The organism is Parashewanella sp. 2304DJ23-3, from assembly GCF_056591695.1.
In genome coordinates, this window is record NZ_JBWQOH010000002.1 from 222466 (window position 1) to 242567 (window position 20102).

Genomic DNA, 20102 nt, shown 5'->3' on the forward strand with positions numbered 1-20102 from the left:
TAACAATTATGTCCAAGAATTATTATATCGGCGTAATGTCAGGAACAAGCATGGATGGTATCGACTCTGTGCTTGTTGATTTTTCCTCTGAAAAACCACAATTAATTGAAACTTACACTGAAGAGATCCCTTCTCACCTTTTTAAAGGGCTTCAACGACTCAGTCAGCCAAGTAATGATGAAATTAATCGACTCGGACGTTTCGATCGTCAAGTTGGGAAAGCCTTTGCAAAGTCAGTAAATGGGCTTTTAGAAAAAGCAGGCGTTGCAACATCAGATATCGTTGCAATTGGCAGCCACGGCCAAACTGTGCGTCACATGCCTAACCTTGAAGTTGCTTTTACGACTCAAATAGGTGATCCGAACACCATCGCCGTTGAAACTGGTATTGATGTTATCGCTGACTTTCGTCGTAAAGACGTTGCTCTTGGCGGTCAAGGCGCTCCTCTTGTACCAGCCTTTCACCAACAAGTATTCAGTAAAGCAACTGCAGATCGAGTCATCTTGAACATCGGTGGTATCGCCAACATCACTTATTTACCGCAAGATGATCAGCCAGTTTTAGGCTTCGATACCGGCCCAGGAAATGCGCTTGTAGATGCTTGGATTCAACAGTCACGAGAAGAACCTTATGACAATGATGGCCAACTTGCTGCATCGGGCTCGACTAATGAAAAGTTATTGAAGCACTTACTGTCACATACTTATTTTGCTCAACCTTACCCTAAAAGCACTGGTAAAGAATTATTCAGTCAAAACTGGTTAGAACAACAAATCAGTGAATATTCACACTTGTCTGTTGCAGATATTCAATCGACATTGCTTGATTTAACTTGCCACAGTATTGCTAATGACATTTTGAAACTTTCTCAATCTGGAGAACTTTTTGTCTGTGGTGGCGGTGCTAAAAATACAGAATTGATGAAGCGTCTGAAGACATTACTCCCAACTTATACCGTTGAGACTACGAGTTTATTAGGTGTTGACCCACAATGGGTTGAAGCGATTGCTTTTGCTTGGCTTGCCTATCGCTTTGAACATCATTTATCGGCAAACCTACCTGAAGTAACAGGAGCTAGTCGAGAAGCCATTTTAGGTGCTCGATTCCCTGCAAAATAATTTATCTATAGGGCAGTAAATACTGCCCTATATCATTTTAAATTCGCTTTCTTCGAATCAAAAGAAGTAATACTAAACTGATAAAACTCAAGCTTCCTCCTCCAGAACTACCAGACTTTCCAAAATCATCACCTTCCGGCACTTGCTGAACAACTACATTGATTGAAACCTCGGCTTCACTGCTTTCACCCTTTGCATCGGTAGCCATAACAGAAAACACAAGTACACTATTTTGATTTGGTGCCACAAATTGCGCTTCCTGAGTACTCGCATTGTTCAGAGTTACACTGGTACCGCTTATTTGCTTCCATTGATAAGAAATACTATCACCATCTGCATCCGTCGCTGTGGCCGTTAATGTTACCGTCTCTGAAGCATTAACATCACGGTTATCACCGGCAGAAACGACTGGAGCATTATTCACGCTATCGTTATCAGAAATTGTTACAACTAACTCTTTTACACCTAGAACACTACCGTCTACGCTCGTCAATTGAATCGTGAAGGTCTCACTTTCTTCAACTTCACTATCATCAATTAACTTAACTGAAATTGATTTAGAGTCTGAGTCACCATCTTGCCATACCAATTCACCGGAAGTATCTTCTACATCATCCCCGACTTCAGCCGTTCCACTAGCAATTTGGTAATTCACTTTGACTGTTCCGGATGTTCCACCTGAGCGTAAAACATTTACTGAGGCATTCTGCGCATTCTCTGCAAAAGTTACTGAAGTTTGCTCGAAAGCCAGCGTACCTGGTCTTGGTGCATTTTCACCAAACTTCACGACATGATAAGTTGGTGAGACTATTGAAGCCCCTCCTCTTGGGTCATGCAGTTTCACAAATGCTTGGCGTTCTATATCCTTATTAGCATTTAACGTAACTAATTCTATCGTTTTAGGTGTATTATCATTAGATGCCCACGTCAGACGACCAGAAATTAGCTGGTAATCAATACCAAATTCAGTATTCCCGTCTACCACTTCATACGCAACGCTGACTTCCCCTGAACCTTGTGGACGCTGAACAGAAATAGAGATTGTATCTCCTGGATTCCCTCGGCTTTCAGCTGCAACAAATGAAACTGTTCCTTGAGCTTGACGATGAGTTTTATCACGAAGAATGTATAAACCACTATTGATATCACTGGCTAAAATTAGCCCTGATGGTAGATAAGGATAGACGCCCCATACTCCGTTAAATGCATTGCCATCAGAGGCTGGAAACGTATCGAAATATCCCATTTCAGAAGGTGAAGAAGGATCGCTAATGTCTAAAATCGTAACCCCACGTTGGTAATTTGACATGTAATATCGATTGCCACGAACAAAGCCATTATGATCAATAGCTTTCGTTGGCCCAGACCATGTTTTAACCAGCTGTGGAGCTTGTAAGTTATCGACATTAAACACTCGTAATGTCGTATTTAAACCATGACGTTGTTCATCAAGCTCATCATGGACAAATACGTATCGCTTATCTTCACTCCACCAACCCGAGTGCACGTACTCCGCATTGGGATAAGTCGTATTAGACAATTCATCGGGAGAAGCTTGTTCAGAGATATTCCATAAGCGCATTTCATCTTCATTAAAATCAAGTAACACGGTACAAATTGACGTTTGGCAGCTACTCTGTGCCCTACTGTCAGTTACAACCATAGATGATGCATCATGAGCATAATCAGAACGTGTAGACCCAGTATGATTAAACTCAGCCCCTAGGGCTGCAGGATTTGTTAAGTGATAACTGCGAAATGCACCGCCACCAATATTTTGACCAACCAAATGCAGCGACGGGGTTAACCCGGTTAGTGCTGAGTTGGTTGTGTAATCCACGTTGCTAATATAAACATTATGCGCACTCTTACTTGCACTATCTGTAGCAATTTTAGAAATATCATCAGGTAAATTACTTAAGTCAATGATTTGAACACTATCAGTGCCCTCTGAGGTGACATATGCGTGCGCACTCCAACGTAACGCTTCGGAATCAAACCATTGATAGACTTTAATGTCTCGCCACGTCGTTCTTGTTCCACCAATAAAGCCTACCTCGGTTGGATTTTCAGGATCAGACAGATTGATGACAGACGTACCATTATTGAACCCCATAATGGCATATTCAGTACCAGAATTGAGATCTACATGCCCCCAAATATCATTACCTGAACCAGGTGATGTTGAAAAGTCTCCCAATGCCATATGAGCGACTAAATCAATATTATTGCAGCTGAAGTTACCTGCTTTACCGTTAGTACATTCCGTTGCTGGCTGGCTTTGCTCTAGTGCTTTATTTTGTTCAAGTTTTTGAGATAACTCAATTCCATATTGAGCAATACCATCATTGAGAATTTTAAATCCCTTTGACTCTAAATCTGAAACGAATGCTTGCGGTATGCCAGTCAGTAAAGTTGGGTTATGCTGCGGTGCTTGTGCTAAAAAGTGATCGAACTTATTGTACCCACCTAAAACAGGGACAAGCTCGCTAGTCAAAAGAAAGACATCCTCTGAGTTATTAAAGTCGTACTGCCCACCTGACACTAATACTCTATCGCCTTTATTGGCATGCTTAACCGCATACGCTATGGTTTCACAAGGTCTTAGAGGGTTATCACAACGTCCAATATCTTTGCCCGACGTGGACACAAATCGAGCTTTATCATGCTCTGCATGAGCCAAAACTCTATCGAGAGGCGCTATTGTTGCCGTTGCAGCAATAGAAAATATAACTGCATTCCGTAATTTCATTTGTAGCTCCTAGCTGCTCCGAACTTAAATTACTCCCCACGACATTTAGGCCCGTGCATTTCTTATTTTTTATTTGTAGAATCGGCAATATAACAAATAACAAACAAAATAATAACAATGCTGCTATTTTCATTTTTAGTTAGAAACACTGTTTCAATAAAACACAAGGTAAAAAAATGTTTGTTAGTTGGAACAGCTATACTCATATCTAGCTGTGGAAGTTCTGAACAGCATCAACAAGTTAACATCATTCTAAAATACGGTTCAACGAAACTTGAATGCGATGTGCCAATAGCCAAAAACTCTGATTTTCAACTTGAACAGCTTCAGTTTTTTCTATCGAACTTTAGTGTTAATGGTGAACCCTTAAACCTCAAAAAGACGAAAAATCAAAATTCAACAACAGCTTTGTTGAATAAGCTCTGCAATAGTGAGTCACCAGATAATTTAACGCTCTTGTTTTCTAACAAAATGAGTGTTGGAAAATTAAGCTTCGACTTGGGCGTACCTTTTACCGATAACCATAAAAACCCGCTGACTCAAGACAGCCCGTTGAATCAAAGCGATATGTTTTGGAATTGGCAGCTAGGGCATAAATTTCTTCGATTAGATCTGAAAAACAATAACCCAGTGAGCCCTCAAACAGGTTGGCATTTTCATTTAGGCTCCACAGGCTGTAAGTCTGCAAGTGTTATGAGAAGCCCTTCACAAGGGTGTAAGCAACCCAACCGTTTTACTCATGACGTCGATTTATCAAGTCATACACTGATTCTGGATTTAAAGCCGCTTCTCGATGCAGTGTTGAGCAAACAAGAATTTCACTCTCAATCCTGCATGTCCGAACCTCAAAACAGCGTTTGTCAGATGTTATTTAAAACGCTTGGAACGAATTCAATTTGGCGGGGGGAGCAGAAATGAAGTTCATCAAATGTTTTATTATTCTCTCGTCATCAATATTACTTACGTCGTGCTTCAAGCAGCAAGAACGTACTCAAGAGCAAGAATATTCATGGGATGTACCGGCAGGCTTTCCAAAACCCTTTGTTCCTGAAAATAATCCTATGACGCAAGCTAAAATAGAGCTTGGCCGTTACATTTTTTATGACAAAGCACTTTCAAGCAATCAGTCACAAAGCTGCTCAAGTTGCCATATACAAAAATACGCTTTTGCTGAGCCTTTAAAAGTTTCCATCGGTAGTACTGGCGAAGCACATCATAGAAATTCGCCCGCTTTGGTTAACATTGCTTATAACAAAACACTCACTTGGGCCCATGACGGTTTGACTGAATTAGAAAGGCAGTTACTGCTTCCTATTTTTGGTGAGCGTCCTTTAGAGCTAGGCGCAACAGGAAATGAGACGAAAATACTTCATCGATTTGGACGAGCTCCTTATCCGAAACTATTCAAAAAAGCGTTCGGCGAGCCAAAGCCTGATTTTAATAAGATTGTTCAAGCCCTTTCAAGCTTCACTCGTAGCTTAATCTCATTAAACACACCTTTTGATGAATATGCTTATCAAGGGATTGACGATGCTATATCAGCAGATGCTTTGGCTGGCATGAATCTATTCTTTTCAGAAAAATTAGAATGTCATCATTGTCATGGCGGATTTAACTTCACTCAATCTACCAGCCATGAAAAACAGCCTTTAGATCGAAGACCATTTCATAATACAGGGCTGTATTTCACTGAACGTAAGAAGTTAACATTAACCAAGCTCGACCAAGGAGAGGTTAGCCTGGGTTATCCAGAAAAAGACATTGGCCTTGCCGGTATCACTGGCAACTTTCTTGATGATGGTCGCTTCCGTGCACCGACACTGAGAAACATCGAACTTACAGCTCCTTATATGCATGATGGCAGTGTGCCTACGCTAGAAGAAGTGATTGATATTTATGCGGCAGGTGGAAGAAATGTGACTAAAGGTCTTCATCAAGGTGACGGACGAAAAAACCCATTAAAAAGCCAATTTGTAAAAGGCTTTGAAATAACCGATGAAGAAAAACAACAACTGATCACTTTTTTAAAAACCTTAACCGATGAAACGTTTATTACGATGCCTGAACACAGTGACCCATGGAAAGAGCAAAGACGCCACAGAACGGTTGAATCTAAAGATTAAAATGGATAGCATCGGCAGCAATATTTCTGATGATAAAACTAACATGCCTAAACGATTACTATTTTTAATTTCTATTTACATTCTTACTGCTATTAGCCTGTTCATCTTAAAAATAGGCGTCATTGCTGGCGTACTGCTGATCATTTTAGCTATTGCTATAATTGGCAAGCAAAGAGCAGCGCTTAATATGCTGCGTGCTTTTGCTATCCTACAAGGTATTACGTTATCTCTATTTCCTTTTATTTTAAGCCAAGATAGCGAATCCATTAGCCAATTGCTAAAACTACCAGCTTCTATCGCATTTAATTCAGATTACGATGTTTTAGCGATATCTATCGCAAGTGCTTTTTGCGTGCTGCAACTTTGGTTTTCTTTCAGTAAAAAGGTGATAAATTGGTTTACTGTTAATACTAATATGAACATTATGAGATAGCACTTTCAACACCATACGAGTGGCAGGCTAATGACATGCAGACTACACTATTTTGAGATAAGTAATGTTTTGATATCTCAAGGATGGAGTCAAAAATGGTTCACGCATATATCTCAATCGCCTGCTTTTTTTTCGCTTATTTCTTTACTTGTAATTACCTAGACAAACTCGAACAAGAGCAGCAAACTAATCAATACTCACAAATCTGGTTACCTTGGTTTGCTTTCAGTATCCGCCTTCAGTCAGTCTTCTTCTTGGCGTTAGAAGCTAGAGAAATCACCATCGCCGAAAGCATGAATCAAGGTCTAGAGAGAGCAATATTTATGTTAGTAGTGAATGTTGTCTTATTCGCTTGCTCATTTTTAATATTACAAAGAAATAAAACGGCTTGGTTTATTGGAACAATTTGCAGTTTAAGCCCGATCATTTGGGTGGTGAATGTGCTTTATTTTTATAAAAGTAAACCGAGTTTTGAACCGATTGAATCGAAATAGAGAATTACAGTGACAAAAAACGAGAGCCATTGCTCTCGTTTTTATTCGTTCTGAATCAGAACACTAAAATCAATCCGTTTCCCAGCTTAAAGCGTCAAGTAGTACACTGCTTGAAGGCAGATAAATGAGAAAATCCCCGCTACGACATCATCAATCATAATACCAAAACCACCTGATACTTTTGTATCTAGCCACTTGATTGGCCAAGGTTTTACTATGTCGAAGAAGCGAAATAAAACAAACCCCAGTAATACCCAAAGTAATCCAGCAGGAACGGCGATCAAAGTAATCAGTAAACCTGCAACCTCATCCCAAACAATAGCACCATGATCATGAACGCCCATGTCTTTCGACGCTTTATCACAAATATAAATACCAATAACACAAGCGATAAGCGTAAAGATTAGGTATCCAGTTAGTGATAACTGGCTGGCTAACCAAAATACTGGCAATGCTGCCACGGTTCCGAATGTACCAGGAGCTTTAGCTGCTAGCCCACTGCCAAAACCCAGTGCCAGAAAATGCACTGGATTGGATAAAGAAAGCTTTTTAAGGTTTGGATCTTGAGAGATAAATAACATCAAAAATGTTTAAACCCTTGTTTATGATGTATGTATTCTTGCTTTCCCTGCCTTAATGTCAACTTACCATCTGCAGTAATTTGACCAATCTTGGTATAACTCACACCAGTTTGCTTCAAAGCCGTATCTAGAGCACCTGTATTATCGTCAGGCACGGTAAACAGTAACTCGTAATCTTCACCACCAGCTAATGCATATTCAATGGCATGCTCTTTACCCACAGAACCAATCAATTCATCAGATAACGGTAACGCATTCACAGCAATATTTGCTCCAACGCCAGATGCTTTAAGCACATGATTAATATCTGACACTAAACCGTCAGACAAGTCGATTGCACTGGTCGCTAAACCTCTAATCGATTGTCCAGCAAAAACTCTTGGTGTAGGACGATAATGGCGCTTGACCAAATAGTCTTTATGCTCTTGTGGAACATCTCGTTTATCCAGCAGAACATCCAAACCTAACGCTGAGTCACCTAAAGTACCTGTTACGTAAATCCAGTCACCATTTTGTGCCCCACTTCGGCGTAATGCCAGTTTAGGCGGCACCTGACCATTCACTGTGATAGTAAGGCTTCTATGGCCTTTCGTTGTATCTCCGCCAATCAAAGCAATACTGTAATACTCAGCAATTTCGTATAAGCCTTTGGTAAAGGCTTCAAGCCACTGCTCATCTACTTCTGGTAAAGTCAATGCCAGCGTCATCCATGCTGGTTCTGCGCCCATTGCTGCGAGATCAGACAAGTTTACCGCTAGCGCTTTATAACCTAGATCTTCAACTGGCATCTGTGGCAGAAAGTGAGTACCTTCCACTAAAGTGTCACAGGAGATCGCTATGGCTTTAATATCTACAGGGTTAACGAGTGCGCAGTCATCCCCAATTCCAAGCTCTACATCCTTGCGCTTTGGCCCAAGCTCAGAAAAATATTTTTCGATTATTTGAAACTCTTTCACTTAAAAATCCATTACATCCAGAGAATAATTTTAAAAATCAAAATATAGACAAGAATCTCGTTATCGCTAGCAAATAGCTTATAAGTTTTCTGTATACAATATTCTTGCATAAAAAAACGGTATCCTAAGATACCGTTTTTTCTATTCATTTTTTCTGACTGGCGGCCAGTTTATCTAACACACCATTCACAAATTTATGACTATCGTCTGCTCCAAAGGCTTTCGCCAATTCGATTGCTTCGTTAATTGCAACCTTAAATGGAACATCTTTACGATAGGTCAATTCAAATGAACCCAAACGTACAATCGCTTTTTCGACCGGAGATACATCTTCAACTTTACGGTCTAAAAACGGAGCATAGGCTTCATCTAATTGTGATGCACGAGTCGCTACGCCAGAGAATAACTCTCTGAAATAAGCGATATCAACACCTTTAACTTCTTGCTCGGTTAAGAACTCGTGTTCTACATCGGCAGTGTTATTGCCACTTATTTGCCAAGAATAGATGGCTTGTACCGCAAGACGGCGTGCTTTGCGGCGCTCTGAAGGCTTCATGCTTTGTCCTTTACAACTGTTGCTCAAGTTCGTCTAAGACGTTAACCATTTCCAGCATTCCTAAAGCAGCCTCACCACCTTTGTTACCCGCTTTAGTTCCTGAGCGTTCAATTGCTTGCTCGATAGTATCTGTTGTTAATACACCAAACGAAACTGGCGTATCAAACTCTAACATTACTTGAGCTAATCCTTTGTTGCATTCACCGGCAACGAAATCAAAGTGTGGTGTGCCACCACGGATCACTGCACCTAGTGCGATGATACCGTCGAATTTACCACTTGCAGCTACACGACGTGCAGCTAATGGCAACTCAAATGCGCCGGGGACACGTACAACTGTGATATTGTCTTCACTGACATTACCAAAGCGCTTTAACGTATCGATAGCTCCTTCTAACAAGCTTTCCACTAAGAAACTGTTAAAACGAGAAACAACGATAGCCACTTTAGCGTTTTTGGCTTCGATATTACCTTGAACTACGTTCATGTTTTTACCTACGAAGTTACGTTGTGCCACGACAGGGCTGAAAATTTGGCGCAATGATACCATAATTATTCAGCCAGTCTTCGGCAATTTAATTAATAATTTGTGCTCTGTCTCTCTTCGTTTATTAACAAGAGAAACATCCTAAAAATCTTTACTCAGAAATGTAATCCGTCACTTCAAGACCAAATCCTGACAAAGAGTGATAACGTTTTGGAGAGCTCAATAAACGCATTTTAGTCACGCCTAACTGAGCTAAAATTTGTGAGCCTACACCAACACGACGAGATGTGCCCTGCCATTTTGCAGCAGCAGGTTGACCTTCGTCTTCAGCGGCGAATGCTCTGACTTTTGCTAATAGTTCGTCAGCAGTTTCATGGCTACTTAATAGTACAAGCACCCCACCTTCATCCGCAATACGCTCCATAGCAAGATCCAATGGCCAGCTGCGCTGCTGGTTTCGCTCAGAGAATAGAGAGTCATTAATCACATTTTGAAGATGAACGCGTACAAGTACATCTTCTGTAATTTCACCTTTAACTAATGCAAAATGCACTTGATTATCAATGGTGTCACGGAAGGTAATCATTTGGAAATCACCAAAACGAGTAGGTAGTTTACATTCTGACTCACGCACTACTGTCGTTTCTTTGGTATTACGGTACTCAATGAGATCTGCAATGGTGCCAATTTTAACGTCATGCTTTTCTGAGAAAACTTCTAAATCAGGGCGACGCGCCATGGTGCCATCTTCGTTTAGAATTTCAACAATTACGCCAGATGGCTCTAGACCTGCTAGACGTGCTAAATCACAGCCTGCTTCAGTATGCCCTGCACGAACTAATACACCGCCTTCTTGTGCCATCAACGGGAAGATATGACCAGGCTGAACTAAATCTGCTGCCTTGGCATCTTTTTTAACAGCCGCTTGCACGGTTACCGCACGATCATGCGCAGAAATACCTGTAGTCACACCTTCTGCCGCTTCAATCGATACAGTAAAGTTCGTCGTGAACTGCGCATTGTTATTACTGACCATTAAAGGCAAGTTCAATTGCTCACAACGCTCACGAGTCATGGTTTGACAAATTAAACCTCGACCATGTGTCGCCATAAAGTTAATGGCTTCCGGAGTCACCAGCTCGGCAGCCATAATCAGGTCACCTTCATTTTCTCTGTCTTCATCATCCATCAAGATAACCATTTTACCTAGACGAATATCTTCGATGATTTCTTCTATGCTGTGTAACGCCATTTTCAGACCTTCTTATTTACTGCTTAAATTCTTATCGTCACTCCTACGTAAGCGGGAGTCTAATAACTTTTGTTCAACACAAAAGTACTGGATTATCGACAAACAAAATTGTCGTTACTACCATTCTCTCCTACAACAAACGGGAGTGACGGTTATTCACTTAATATTTTATTAGCGCATGAAACCGGCTTTCGCCAAAGTTTCTAGGGTTACGCCGCCACTTTGCTGTGGTTCAGTTTTAGCTTGCATTAATCGCTCTAAATAACGAGCAATCAAATCCACCTCAATATTCACTTTATCGCCAGCTTGTAAGCTGATTAACGTGGTTTCATCTGCAGTGTGCGGCACGATGGTTAAGCGGAAACGGTGACCATCAACCTCATTGACCGTCAAACTCACACCATCGATAGTGATAGAACCTTTATGAGCAATATATCGGCTTAATTCTGCTGGTGATTCTAACCAAAACTCAATCGCTTTGCCTCTTAACTCACGTTGATAAATGGTCGCAATACCGTCAACATGACCTGACACCATATGTCCGCCGAGACGAGTCGTCGGCGTAACGGCTTTCTCTAAATTAACTTTTTGACCAACTTGATACGTGGCAAAACCTGTCAATGCAACCGTCTCAGCAGAAACATCTGCAACATAACCATCGGCATTAATTTTAACAACCGTTAAACAAACGCCATTGGTTGCAATACTATCACCGAGTCGAACATCAGTAAGATCCAGCTTTTCGCTGTTAATGGTTAAACGAATATCATCACTTTGGCGCTCAATTTTGCCAATGTGACCTACAGCTTCAACAATTCCAGTAAACATCTTTACTCTCTTAGCTGAAAACGAAAGCGAGTATCAATACCTAACTTGCGTTCATCAATTAGGGTTAAATTGGGGATTTCTGTTATTGCACTATAATCTGGCAACTCCAGCATATTACGACCTCGACTACCCAAGATTTTCGGGGCCTGATATAGCATCAGTTCATCAGCCAAACCGAGTTCAATGAAGCTACCAGCAAGCGTTGAACCGGCTTCAATTAGGACTGAATTACAGTCGTTACCTAGATAGCCGAGTAATGCGTTTAAATCAATACGTGTATTTACCGTACTGAGTGTCAACGTCGTCACATAATTTGGTAATTTTTTCGTGAAAGCATCAGGATAAGGCTGAGCTGAAACCAAAAGTACTGGCGACTCAATTTGGAGCATTTTACTGTCGATAGGCATGCGACAATTCGAATCTAAAACGACTCTCAAAGGTTGTAGCACTTCATCAAGACGTTCTGCAATTGAGCCTAACTCCGACTTCCTAACATTTAGGCTGCAATCATCAGCCAATACAGTATTAATACCTGTAACAACAGCACAATGTTTAAGACGCAAACGCTGAACATCACGGCGAGCTTCAGCTCCAGTGATCCACTTTGAAACACCATTCGCTAACGCTGTCTTACCATCAAGGCTAGCAGCAACTTTAACAGTAACCCATGGTGTTCCAGTCGCCATTTTCTTTAAAAACCCAAGGTTTAGATTTGCTGCTTCTTGTTCATATAAACCGACATCTACTTGAATATTGGCTTGTTCAAGCATTGAGATGCCACGGCCAGATACTTGTGGGTTTGAGTCTAAACATGCAACAACAACACGGGAAACGTTATTATCGATGAGTGCTTGAGCGCAAGGAGGCGTTAAACCAAAGTGACTGCATGGTTCAAGGGTAACGTAAGCGGTAGCACCCTCAACTCGATAGTCTGCATCAATTAGAGCGTTAACTTCTGCATGAGGTTGCCCTGTTCTTTGATGAAACCCTTCACCAAGAACCTGCTCACCTTTTGTGAACACACAACCCACATTAGGATTTGGCCGGGTGGTATATTGGCCTTGGCGAGCAAGTTGAATTGCTCGGGTCATCATTTGTCTATCAAAGGTTGACCACATAAAATTTCCGTTAACTAAAAGAGAATTACTTTTCTAGCTTCGCAATAGCGTCACCAAACTCAGAAACATCTTCAAAAGCGCGATAAACCGAAGCAAAACGAATGTAAGCAACTTTATCTAATTCGATCAGTTGATCCATCATCAAATTGCCAATCATTTCAGAACCAATTTCACGTTCACCCGTTGCACGTAAAGTAGATTTGATCTTGGTAAGAGCCTGTTCAATTTGATCCATTGAAACCGGGCGTTTTTCTACTGCTTTTGATATGCCACGGCGTAATTTATCTTCGTCGAAGGGCTGTCTAGAACCATCACTTTTTATCACTCTCGGCATGACTAACTCTGCGCCTTCAAAAGTGGTAAAACGTTCATGGCACTGGAGGCATTCACGACGTCGGCGAACTTGATGACCGTCTGCAACCAGCCTCGAATCAATGACTTTTGTATCGGTCGTATTGCAAAATGGACAATGCATTAGCGTCTCCTGCTAAAAAAATGGCTGCAAATGCAGCCATTAAATTTTAACTTAGATTTAGCCTAAATCCCACTGAATTAAGCATAAACCGGGAAGCGTGAACAAAGTTCGAGCACTTGTGACTTAACAGTTTGAATCGTATCTTGGTTGTTTACGTCATCCAATACGTCACAAACCCACTGAGTCAATTGCTTTGCTTCAGCTTCTTTAAAGCCACGACGAGTAATCGCAGGCGTACCAATACGAATACCAGACGTTACAAATGGTGAACGTGGGTCATCAGGTACTGAGTTTTTATTAACGGTAATGTTTGCATGACCTAATGCAGCATCTGCTTCTTTACCTGTAATGCCCTTGTCGATAAGGTCAACCAGCATTAGGTGGTTTTCAGTACCACCAGAAACGATTTTGTAACCGCGTTCTTGGAATACTTCAACCATAGCTTTAGCATTTACTAACACTTGGGTTTGGTAAGCTTTAAACTCAGGAGATAGCGCTTCTTTAAATGCTACGGCTTTACCCGCAATAACGTGCATTAAAGGACCGCCTTGGCCACCTGGGAATACTGCAGAATTAAGCTTTTTATATAAAGCTTCATCATCAGCAGCTGAGATGATAATACCACCACGAGGGCCAGCTAACGTTTTGTGCGTAGTTGAAGTTACAACGTGTGCATGTGGAACAGGGTTTGGATAAACACCTGCTGCAATCAGACCAGCAACGTGCGCCATATCAACAAAGAAGTATGCGCCAATTTTATCTGCGATTTCACGCATTTTAGCCCAATCTACAACGCCTGAGAATGCAGAAAATCCACCGATGATCATTTTTGGTTTATGCTCTAATGCAAGCTGTTCAAGCTCAGCATAATCAATTTGACCAGACTCATCGATACCGTAAGGCACGATGTCATATAACTTGCCAGAGAAGTTTACTGGGGAACCATGAGTTAAGTGACCACCGTGTGCTAGGTTCATACCTAACACTTTGTCACCCGGTTGTAGCAATGCCATGTAAACCGCAGAGTTTGCCTGAGAACCAGAATGAGGCTGCACGTTAGCGTAAGTTGCACCAAATAGTTCTTTTAAACGGTCAATCGCTAAAGTTTCAACAACATCTACATACTCACAACCACCATAGTAGCGTTTAGCTGGATAACCTTCTGCGTATTTATTGGTAAGCATCGAACCTTGCGCTTCCATTACACGTGGGCTGGTGTAGTTTTCCGAAGCAATTAATTCAATGTGCTCTTCTTGACGAACACATTCTTTTTCCATTGCGCCAAATAGTTCTGGATCAAAATCAGCGATATTCATATCTTTTTTTAGCATTGCTTACTCCGGTAAACCGATATTTTTATCAATACATGTCTGTTCAGTGATGGGATCAATGAACAGTTTATTAGGGTTAAGGGCTTTGTATTTTTAGCTGGACGTATTCTACTTGGTTATAGGTTACAACCCAAGCATCTAAGCATAAAATTTTACAGGATAAATCTTTTTGTTCTTTCGCCCTTAAAGTACAATCTGCGTCAAGAACTTAACCACAAGATTGATTACTTATGGCTCAATTTGTATATAGCATGCTGAGAGTGGGCAAAGTTGTCCCTCCAAAAAAGCAAATCCTTAAAGACATTTCTTTAAGCTTTTTTCCTGGCGCCAAGATTGGTGTACTTGGTTTAAACGGTTCTGGTAAGTCCACCCTGCTTAAAATTATGGCCGGACTTGATACTGAGATTGAAGGTGAAGCGAGGCCAATGCCCGGCCTTAAGATCGGTTACCTGCCTCAAGAGCCAAAACTTGATGAAAGCCAAACCGTGCGAGAAGCAATTGAAGAAGCAGTCTCGGAAGCAAAAAACGCATTAACACGTCTTGACGAAGTTTATGCTGAATACGCTGAAGAAGGTGCAGACTTTGATGCACTTGCTAAAGAGCAAGGCCAGCTTGAAGCCATTATCCAAGCCACTGATGCTCATAATTTAGATACCGTTTTAGAACGTGCCGCTAACGCACTTCGTCTACCTGAATGGGATCAAAAAATTGAAGTGCTATCTGGTGGTGAACGTCGTCGTGTTGCAATTTGTCGTTTGCTACTTGAAAAACCTGAAATGCTGCTTCTTGATGAACCAACCAACCATTTAGATGCTGAGTCTGTTGCGTGGCTAGAGAACTTCCTTCACGAATATAGCGGCACTGTTGTAGCAATTACCCATGACCGTTATTTCCTTGATAACGCTGCTGGCTGGATTTTAGAGCTTGATCGCGGTGAAGGTATTCCATGGGAGGGTAACTATTCATCTTGGCTTGAGCAAAAAGATGACCGTCTAAAGCATGAATCGGCAACGGAATCTGCTCGTCAAAAAACCATTGCTAAAGAATTAGAATGGGTTCGTCAAGGTAGTAAAGGACGTCAATCCAAAGGTAAAGCGCGTATGGCTCGCTTCGAAGAGCTGAATACCAACGATTACCAGAAACGAAACGAGACCAATGAGCTGTTCATTCCACCAGGACCTCGCTTAGGTGATAAAGTTATTGAAGTAAATAACTTATCAAAATCTTATGGCGATCGATTACTCATTGATAACTTGAGTTTTACGGTGCCAAAAGGTGCCATTGTCGGCATTATTGGTGCTAATGGTGCGGGTAAATCGACTTTATTCCGCATGCTTTCAGGTACAGAAACACCTGACAGTGGCACAGTTGAACTTGGTGATACCGTGCAACTAGCTTCTGTTGAGCAGTTTCGTGACTCAATGAATGACAAAAACACCATCTGGGAAGAAATCTCAGGTGGTCAAGATATCATTCACATCAATAATACCGAGATCCCTAGTCGTGCATATGTAGGTCGCTTTAACTTCAAAGGTGGCGATCAACAAAAGATCATCGGCCAACTTTCTGGTGGTGAACGCAACCGTGTGCATCTGGCTAAGCTATTACAGTCTGGCGGTAACGTGTTACTTCTCGATGAGCCAACCAACGACCTCGACGTTGAAACACTACGTGCACTAGAGGAAGCGATTGTTGAGTTCCCGGGTTGTGCCATGGTTATCTCGCATGACCGTTGGTTCTTAGACCGTATTTGTACTCATATTCTTGATTACCGTGATGAAGGCCAAGTGAACTTCTATGAAGGTAACTACACTGAGTACTCGACTTGGTTGAAAGAACACTTAGGGACAGATGTGATTGAACCACACCGCCTTAAGTACAAACGTATTAGTAAATAAGCACTCTTGTGAAATAAGGGTAGAGTTATCTCTGCCCTTTTTGCATAAAATAGAACTCCCACCCTGCCCGCTTTCTGCAAATAAACACTCTACATTCGTCAATCATTAGTTATTCACAAGTCTATTATTCACCATAAAAATGCTATTTTAATAAACCGAATTTTCAAGCTATATTCAGTGAATATATAAGCGATTAAATAAGGAATCACCTGAATGCCTTGGGTTTATTTAGTTTTGGCGGGATTATTCGAGATTGGTTGGCCAGTAGGTCTAAAAATGGCTCAAGAAAGTGAAACAAGAATTACTGGTATTGCTGTCGCAATATTCTTTATGGCTCTGAGTGGTTTGTTTTTATGGTTAGCACAAAAACAAATTCCTTTAGGTACATCTTATGCCGTTTGGACAGGTATTGGTGCAGCTGGGACATTTATTGTTGGCATCCTATTTTATGGAGATGCCTCTAGTCTAGGACGCTATTTGGGGATATTGCTTATCATTGCTGGCGTAGCGACTCTTAAATTGGCACAGTAAACGTCTAAATAAAGTTTTTGGCCTCGGTCGAATTATAAATTAAATACATGGAAGCACTGATGAAAGGAATAGTTATTACTGATATTTGGGGGAAAACACCTGCTTTAGAAAAGCTGGCGCAATCCTTCAATAATGTGCAAATTATCGATCCCTTTAACGGAACAGATTTTAGGTTTAAGCAAGAACAAGAAGCTTACGATTACTTCCAAACAAACATTGGCTTAAACAATTATGTAGAGCACCTGCGTAGAGAACTTCAAAATCAAAAAGAATCTTATACATTGATTGGCTTTAGCATGGGAGCTAGTGCTGCATGGAAACTGTCGGAACAACTTCATGAACTTGGCTGTTACAAGTTCATCGGGTTTTATGGTTCTCAGATCAGAAAAATAACTGAAGTAGAACCATCAGTTCCCACTTACCTTATTTTCCCCAAGCACGAAACTCATTTTAATATTGACGAATTGATGGATGCACTCGAACAAAAAGCGCAGCTTGAAATGACAAAAGCACCTTATCTACATGGCTTTATGAATCAACACTCTGAAAACTATGATTCAACTGGTTATCAGTCCTACCTAAATTTTCTCCTTAAGTACAACCAGTAGACTCAGAACAATTGCCTCGCTGGACTCAAAATAAGATAGCGATTTTAAAAAGAACAAGGCAGAATTGTGCCTAACATTCAAACACAAAGTATCTTTTGAAAAAAATTGCGATATTCGTAGATGTACAAAACATCTATTACACCACTAAAGAAGCTTTTAATCGCCAATTTAACTACCGCAAGCTTTGGGAGTTTTTGAGCTACGAGGGTGATATTGTGTTCGCTAATGCTTACGCTATTGCGAGACAAGATGATGGCCAGATTAAGTTTCAAGATGCGCTAAGGCATATTGGTTTTAACGTCAAGCTGAAACCTTTCATTCAACGTGCTGATGGAAGTGCAAAAGGTGATTGGGATGTTGGCATCACGATTGATGTATTAGAAGCAGCTTCTGAAGTTGATACCATTATTTTATTATCTGGAGACGGCGATTTTAGTTTACTTCTACAAAAAGTGACTGATAAATATCAGATAGAAACTCAAGTTTATGGTGTTCCATCACTTACCGCGAAATCACTCATAGATTCAGCCACTCAATTTCATGAAATAACACCAGAATTATTAAGATAATGAATAGCAAACACGTCTTTAGCAACACGTTTCATTTTCCTGTCCAAATCTATTACGAGGATACGGACTTTTCAGGCGTGGTTTACCATCCTAACTTTTTAAAATACTTTGAAAGAGCCCGAGAGCATGTCATTGGTGCAAATAGGTTAAATGAACTTTGGCTTGAACAGAAGTTAGGATTTGCAGTGTATAAAACTGAAATGACCTGCAGTGAGGGCGTTGAGTTTGCTGATATTATTGATGTAAGAACTCGCTTTTACATAGAAAGCCAATATCGCACTGTTTGGCATCAAGAAATCTGGCGACCTAATGCTAAAAAGCCAGCTGTAACCAGTATCATCGAAATGGTATGTATGAATACGCAACGTCAATTAACGGCAATGCCAGAAGCACTGATTAAAGAGCTCTCAACAGCAATTACCCATTAAGCCCATATGCCAAAGTGATAGGTGTATTTGCGCCAGTAAGTCGATTAAGTTCATTCCATTTTAGCTCTAATTCAAATGGGCGCATGGGTTTAGCGTAGAACTGGCCTTGGATTTTATCGACTTCAAGTCGTACCATCAATTCACGAACCTTTGCTGTTTCTACGCCTTCAACAGTAACATCTAACCCTAATTTTTTGGGGAGACTGATACTCGCCTCAAGGATAAAGAGTGAAGCCTTTTCATTAAAAATACCCGCCAAGAAAGAGCGATCAATTTTAACTTCATCAATAGGGAGGTTTTTTAAATATGCTAATGATGAATGACCAGTTCCAAAATCATCCATCGCAATTTTCACACCGAGAGTTCTGAGCGAGGTTAAGATTTGAATCGCCTTTGCGGTATCTTCCATCAAACTACTTTCTGTTATTTCGATCATTAAGCAATCAGGGGGTAACTTATAACGCTCAAATCCAGATTTAATATCATCGACTAAAGTATCACTGCATAAATCTTCAGATGATAAGTTAACAGCGACACGAGTATAGAGCCCGGCAGCTCGCCAATCTCGTTGCTGGATAAAAATCTGCTCAAGCGTCCAACGACTGATCAAATCAATAATTCCAGCCCTTTCAGCTAACGGGATAAATTCAGATGGTGAAAGTGGACCAAATTTTTTGTGCTCCCAACGAATCAATGCTTCAACTTGCCTGAAACCACCATCAACCAACTCTTCTTTCGGCTGATAAACAATATAAGGTTCATTGCGCTCTAACGCCTTTGGAATTGCACCAATGATCTCAAGTTCTCTTAGTTGTACACTATCATCGCCTTCACGATAGCCAGCGATAAGCTCTGGATGGTCACTGGCTTTTTTAATCGCTAAATCTAGCCTTTTAAGCATTACACTTACATCTGCAAAATGTTCATTTACATCAAGTACGCCTATTTTAAGGCGAATACTGATGGGTGTGCCTTTTATATCGAACGGGGATTGCAGATGCTGTTGAAGAGACTGAAGTTCATCGTAAGTCGTACCTGAGTCTAGATACATAAAAAACTCAGCGCCACTCATTCGAGCTAATAACTTTGGCTTTTGAGGTAGACACTTTAAACGCTCTGACATGCGTTTGAGCAGCTGATCACCGAGTGTAAATCCAAACAAGTCATTCACGTAACGAAAGCGATGAATATCAATTAATATAAAAACACCCGTTTGAATCGGCATCAACATCGCTAATCGACGCTTAAGACCTAATCGGTTCATTACGCCAGTCAATTTATCGAGGCCAGTAGGCGGTGGTAACACACGCAGTAAACCGTCAATAGAGTTATAAAGTCCTCTAAAGCGAAAAGGCACATCGTATAAATTCAATTTTGAGCGTTTATCAATTTGAGAAGAGACCTTCATAGAAAGTCGATTGATAAATTCATCTTCCTCATTTTCTTTTCGTTTTATACGCCACGCAATGACGACATAACTGAACAAGACGATAACTAACGCTGAAATACTCCCATAAAAAAGCATGCCATTATCCTTATTTTTCGGCACCTTAAAAAAATGTAC

The 20102-nt window shown here is 40.9% G+C and carries 21 protein-coding genes; 10 read left to right on the top strand and 11 right to left on the bottom strand.

Annotated features, from left to right (window positions below; translation table 11 throughout):
• Nucleotides 1-8 precede the first annotated feature (8 nt).
• Complete coding sequence (locus tag AC1EU2_RS06890) at nucleotides 9-1118, top strand: anhydro-N-acetylmuramic acid kinase (RefSeq protein WP_480297341.1); 1110 nt, start codon at nucleotides 9-11, stop codon at nucleotides 1116-1118.
• A gap of 37 nt (nucleotides 1119-1155) precedes the next feature.
• Here AC1EU2_RS06890 and AC1EU2_RS06895 read toward each other — a convergent pair whose 3' ends face one another.
• A complete protein-coding gene (locus tag AC1EU2_RS06895; protein ID WP_480297343.1) occupies nucleotides 1156-3870 on the bottom strand; it encodes a choice-of-anchor B family protein in 2715 nt (904 codons plus the stop codon).
• 180 nt (nucleotides 3871-4050) lie between these two features.
• Here AC1EU2_RS06895 and AC1EU2_RS06900 point away from each other — a divergent pair, with 180 nt between their 5' ends.
• The 4 genes from AC1EU2_RS06900 (at nucleotide 4051) to AC1EU2_RS06915 (ending at nucleotide 6920) form a co-directional block, all read left to right on the top strand.
• Nucleotides 4051-4788 carry an MbnP family copper-binding protein gene (locus AC1EU2_RS06900; protein WP_480297344.1) on the top strand — a complete coding sequence of 246 codons (738 nt, stop codon included), beginning with the start codon at nucleotides 4051-4053 and terminating at the stop codon, nucleotides 4786-4788.
• Complete coding sequence (locus AC1EU2_RS06905; protein ID WP_480297346.1) at nucleotides 4785-5993, top strand: MbnH family di-heme enzyme; 1209 nt, start codon at nucleotides 4785-4787, stop codon at nucleotides 5991-5993. The genes AC1EU2_RS06900 and AC1EU2_RS06905 overlap by 4 nt, the downstream gene beginning before the upstream one ends.
• 1 nt (nucleotide 5994) lies before the next feature.
• On the top strand, nucleotides 5995-6426 hold the full coding sequence (locus AC1EU2_RS06910; protein ID WP_480297348.1) for a hypothetical protein: 432 nt from the start codon (nucleotides 5995-5997) through the stop codon (nucleotides 6424-6426).
• A 95-nt stretch (nucleotides 6427-6521) separates the two neighbouring features.
• Nucleotides 6522-6920 (top strand): hypothetical protein, encoded by a 399-nt coding sequence (locus tag AC1EU2_RS06915; protein ID WP_480297350.1) that lies wholly within the window; start codon nucleotides 6522-6524, stop codon nucleotides 6918-6920.
• Between the two features lie 86 nt (nucleotides 6921-7006).
• Here the strand turns inward: AC1EU2_RS06915 and AC1EU2_RS06920 are convergent, their stop codons facing one another.
• From AC1EU2_RS06920 to glyA, 9 genes are all read right to left on the bottom strand, one after another.
• Nucleotides 7007-7501: a phosphatidylglycerophosphatase A family protein gene (locus AC1EU2_RS06920; RefSeq protein ID WP_480297634.1), complete on the bottom strand. Its 495-nt coding sequence runs from the start codon at nucleotides 7499-7501 to the stop codon at nucleotides 7007-7009.
• Nucleotides 7501-8457 (bottom strand): thiamine-phosphate kinase, encoded by a 957-nt coding sequence (gene thiL, locus AC1EU2_RS06925; protein ID WP_480297352.1) that lies wholly within the window; start codon nucleotides 8455-8457, stop codon nucleotides 7501-7503. The genes AC1EU2_RS06920 and thiL overlap by 1 nt, the downstream gene beginning before the upstream one ends.
• Nucleotides 8458-8602: 145 nt before the next feature.
• Entirely contained in the window at nucleotides 8603-9013 is a 411-nt protein-coding gene (gene nusB / locus AC1EU2_RS06930; RefSeq protein WP_480297353.1) for a transcription antitermination factor NusB, read from the bottom strand.
• A 10-nt stretch (nucleotides 9014-9023) separates the two neighbouring features.
• Complete coding sequence (gene ribH / locus AC1EU2_RS06935; protein ID WP_129946685.1) at nucleotides 9024-9500, bottom strand: 6,7-dimethyl-8-ribityllumazine synthase; 477 nt, start codon at nucleotides 9498-9500, stop codon at nucleotides 9024-9026.
• A 151-nt stretch (nucleotides 9501-9651) separates the two neighbouring features.
• Nucleotides 9652-10752, bottom strand: coding sequence for a bifunctional 3,4-dihydroxy-2-butanone-4-phosphate synthase/GTP cyclohydrolase II (gene ribBA / locus AC1EU2_RS06940; RefSeq protein WP_480297354.1), 1101 nt, complete (start codon nucleotides 10750-10752; stop codon nucleotides 9652-9654).
• A gap of 171 nt (nucleotides 10753-10923) precedes the next feature.
• Nucleotides 10924-11580: a riboflavin synthase gene (locus tag AC1EU2_RS06945; protein ID WP_480297355.1), complete on the bottom strand. Its 657-nt coding sequence runs from the start codon at nucleotides 11578-11580 to the stop codon at nucleotides 10924-10926.
• Nucleotides 11581-11582: 2 nt separating this feature from the next.
• Entirely contained in the window at nucleotides 11583-12698 is a 1116-nt protein-coding gene (gene ribD, locus AC1EU2_RS06950; RefSeq protein WP_480297356.1) for a bifunctional diaminohydroxyphosphoribosylaminopyrimidine deaminase/5-amino-6-(5-phosphoribosylamino)uracil reductase RibD, read from the bottom strand.
• Between the two features lie 25 nt (nucleotides 12699-12723).
• Complete coding sequence (gene nrdR / locus AC1EU2_RS06955) at nucleotides 12724-13173, bottom strand: transcriptional regulator NrdR (protein ID WP_129946689.1); 450 nt, start codon at nucleotides 13171-13173, stop codon at nucleotides 12724-12726.
• Between the two features lie 77 nt (nucleotides 13174-13250).
• Nucleotides 13251-14504 (bottom strand): serine hydroxymethyltransferase, encoded by a 1254-nt coding sequence (gene glyA, locus AC1EU2_RS06960; protein WP_480297357.1) that lies wholly within the window; start codon nucleotides 14502-14504, stop codon nucleotides 13251-13253.
• A 230-nt stretch (nucleotides 14505-14734) separates the two neighbouring features.
• Here glyA and ettA point away from each other — a divergent pair, with 230 nt between their 5' ends.
• The 5 genes from ettA to AC1EU2_RS06985 all read left to right on the top strand — a co-directional run bounded on the left by ettA (nucleotide 14735) and on the right by AC1EU2_RS06985 (nucleotide 18538).
• Entirely contained in the window at nucleotides 14735-16402 is a 1668-nt protein-coding gene (gene ettA / locus AC1EU2_RS06965; protein ID WP_480297359.1) for an energy-dependent translational throttle protein EttA, read from the top strand.
• 213 nt (nucleotides 16403-16615) lie between these two features.
• Entirely contained in the window at nucleotides 16616-16933 is a 318-nt protein-coding gene (locus AC1EU2_RS06970) for a DMT family transporter (protein ID WP_480297361.1), read from the top strand.
• Nucleotides 16934-16992: 59 nt separating this feature from the next.
• The gene (locus tag AC1EU2_RS06975) at nucleotides 16993-17541 is read left to right on the top strand and encodes a dienelactone hydrolase family protein (RefSeq protein WP_480297363.1); all 549 of its coding nucleotides are present in this window, start codon (nucleotides 16993-16995) and stop codon (nucleotides 17539-17541) included.
• Between the two features lie 95 nt (nucleotides 17542-17636).
• Nucleotides 17637-18110, top strand: coding sequence for a LabA-like NYN domain-containing protein (locus AC1EU2_RS06980; RefSeq protein ID WP_480297364.1), 474 nt, complete (start codon nucleotides 17637-17639; stop codon nucleotides 18108-18110).
• Nucleotides 18110-18538, top strand: coding sequence for a thioesterase family protein (locus tag AC1EU2_RS06985; RefSeq protein ID WP_480297365.1), 429 nt, complete (start codon nucleotides 18110-18112; stop codon nucleotides 18536-18538). Before AC1EU2_RS06980 ends, AC1EU2_RS06985 begins: the two co-directional genes overlap by 1 nt.
• On the opposite strand, the gene AC1EU2_RS06990 is transcribed toward AC1EU2_RS06985, so the two are convergent.
• The gene (locus tag AC1EU2_RS06990; RefSeq protein ID WP_480297367.1) at nucleotides 18528-20063 is read right to left on the bottom strand and encodes a putative bifunctional diguanylate cyclase/phosphodiesterase; all 1536 of its coding nucleotides are present in this window, start codon (nucleotides 20061-20063) and stop codon (nucleotides 18528-18530) included. The genes AC1EU2_RS06985 and AC1EU2_RS06990 overlap by 11 nt on opposite strands.
• Nucleotides 20064-20102 lie beyond the last annotated feature (39 nt).

Excerpts from the sequence above, each read along its gene's own strand:
- AC1EU2_RS06890 (WP_480297341.1), top strand. The coding sequence starts at position 9 with ATGTCCAAGAATTATTATATCGGCGTAATGTCAGGAACAAGCATGGAT.
- AC1EU2_RS06895 (WP_480297343.1), bottom strand. The coding sequence starts at position 3,870 with ATGAAATTACGGAATGCAGTTATATTTTCTATTGCTGCAACGGCAACA.
- AC1EU2_RS06905 (WP_480297346.1), top strand. The coding sequence starts at position 4,785 with ATGAAGTTCATCAAATGTTTTATTATTCTCTCGTCATCAATATTACTT.
- AC1EU2_RS06910 (WP_480297348.1), top strand. The coding sequence starts at position 5,995 with ATGGATAGCATCGGCAGCAATATTTCTGATGATAAAACTAACATGCCT.
- AC1EU2_RS06915 (WP_480297350.1), top strand. The coding sequence starts at position 6,522 with ATGGTTCACGCATATATCTCAATCGCCTGCTTTTTTTTCGCTTATTTC.
- AC1EU2_RS06920 (WP_480297634.1), bottom strand. The coding sequence starts at position 7,501 with ATGTTATTTATCTCTCAAGATCCAAACCTTAAAAAGCTTTCTTTATCC.
- nusB (WP_480297353.1), bottom strand. The coding sequence starts at position 9,013 with ATGAAGCCTTCAGAGCGCCGCAAAGCACGCCGTCTTGCGGTACAAGCC.
- ribH (WP_129946685.1), bottom strand. The coding sequence starts at position 9,500 with ATGAACGTAGTTCAAGGTAATATCGAAGCCAAAAACGCTAAAGTGGCT.
- ribBA (WP_480297354.1), bottom strand. The coding sequence starts at position 10,752 with ATGGCGTTACACAGCATAGAAGAAATCATCGAAGATATTCGTCTAGGT.
- AC1EU2_RS06945 (WP_480297355.1), bottom strand. The coding sequence starts at position 11,580 with ATGTTTACTGGAATTGTTGAAGCTGTAGGTCACATTGGCAAAATTGAG.
- ribD (WP_480297356.1), bottom strand. The coding sequence starts at position 12,698 with ATGTGGTCAACCTTTGATAGACAAATGATGACCCGAGCAATTCAACTT.
- nrdR (WP_129946689.1), bottom strand. The coding sequence starts at position 13,173 with ATGCATTGTCCATTTTGCAATACGACCGATACAAAAGTCATTGATTCG.
- glyA (WP_480297357.1), bottom strand. The coding sequence starts at position 14,504 with ATGCTAAAAAAAGATATGAATATCGCTGATTTTGATCCAGAACTATTT.
- ettA (WP_480297359.1), top strand. The coding sequence starts at position 14,735 with ATGGCTCAATTTGTATATAGCATGCTGAGAGTGGGCAAAGTTGTCCCT.
- AC1EU2_RS06970 (WP_480297361.1), top strand. The coding sequence starts at position 16,616 with ATGCCTTGGGTTTATTTAGTTTTGGCGGGATTATTCGAGATTGGTTGG.
- AC1EU2_RS06975 (WP_480297363.1), top strand. The coding sequence starts at position 16,993 with ATGAAAGGAATAGTTATTACTGATATTTGGGGGAAAACACCTGCTTTA.
- AC1EU2_RS06985 (WP_480297365.1), top strand. The coding sequence starts at position 18,110 with ATGAATAGCAAACACGTCTTTAGCAACACGTTTCATTTTCCTGTCCAA.
- AC1EU2_RS06990 (WP_480297367.1), bottom strand. The coding sequence starts at position 20,063 with ATGCTTTTTTATGGGAGTATTTCAGCGTTAGTTATCGTCTTGTTCAGT.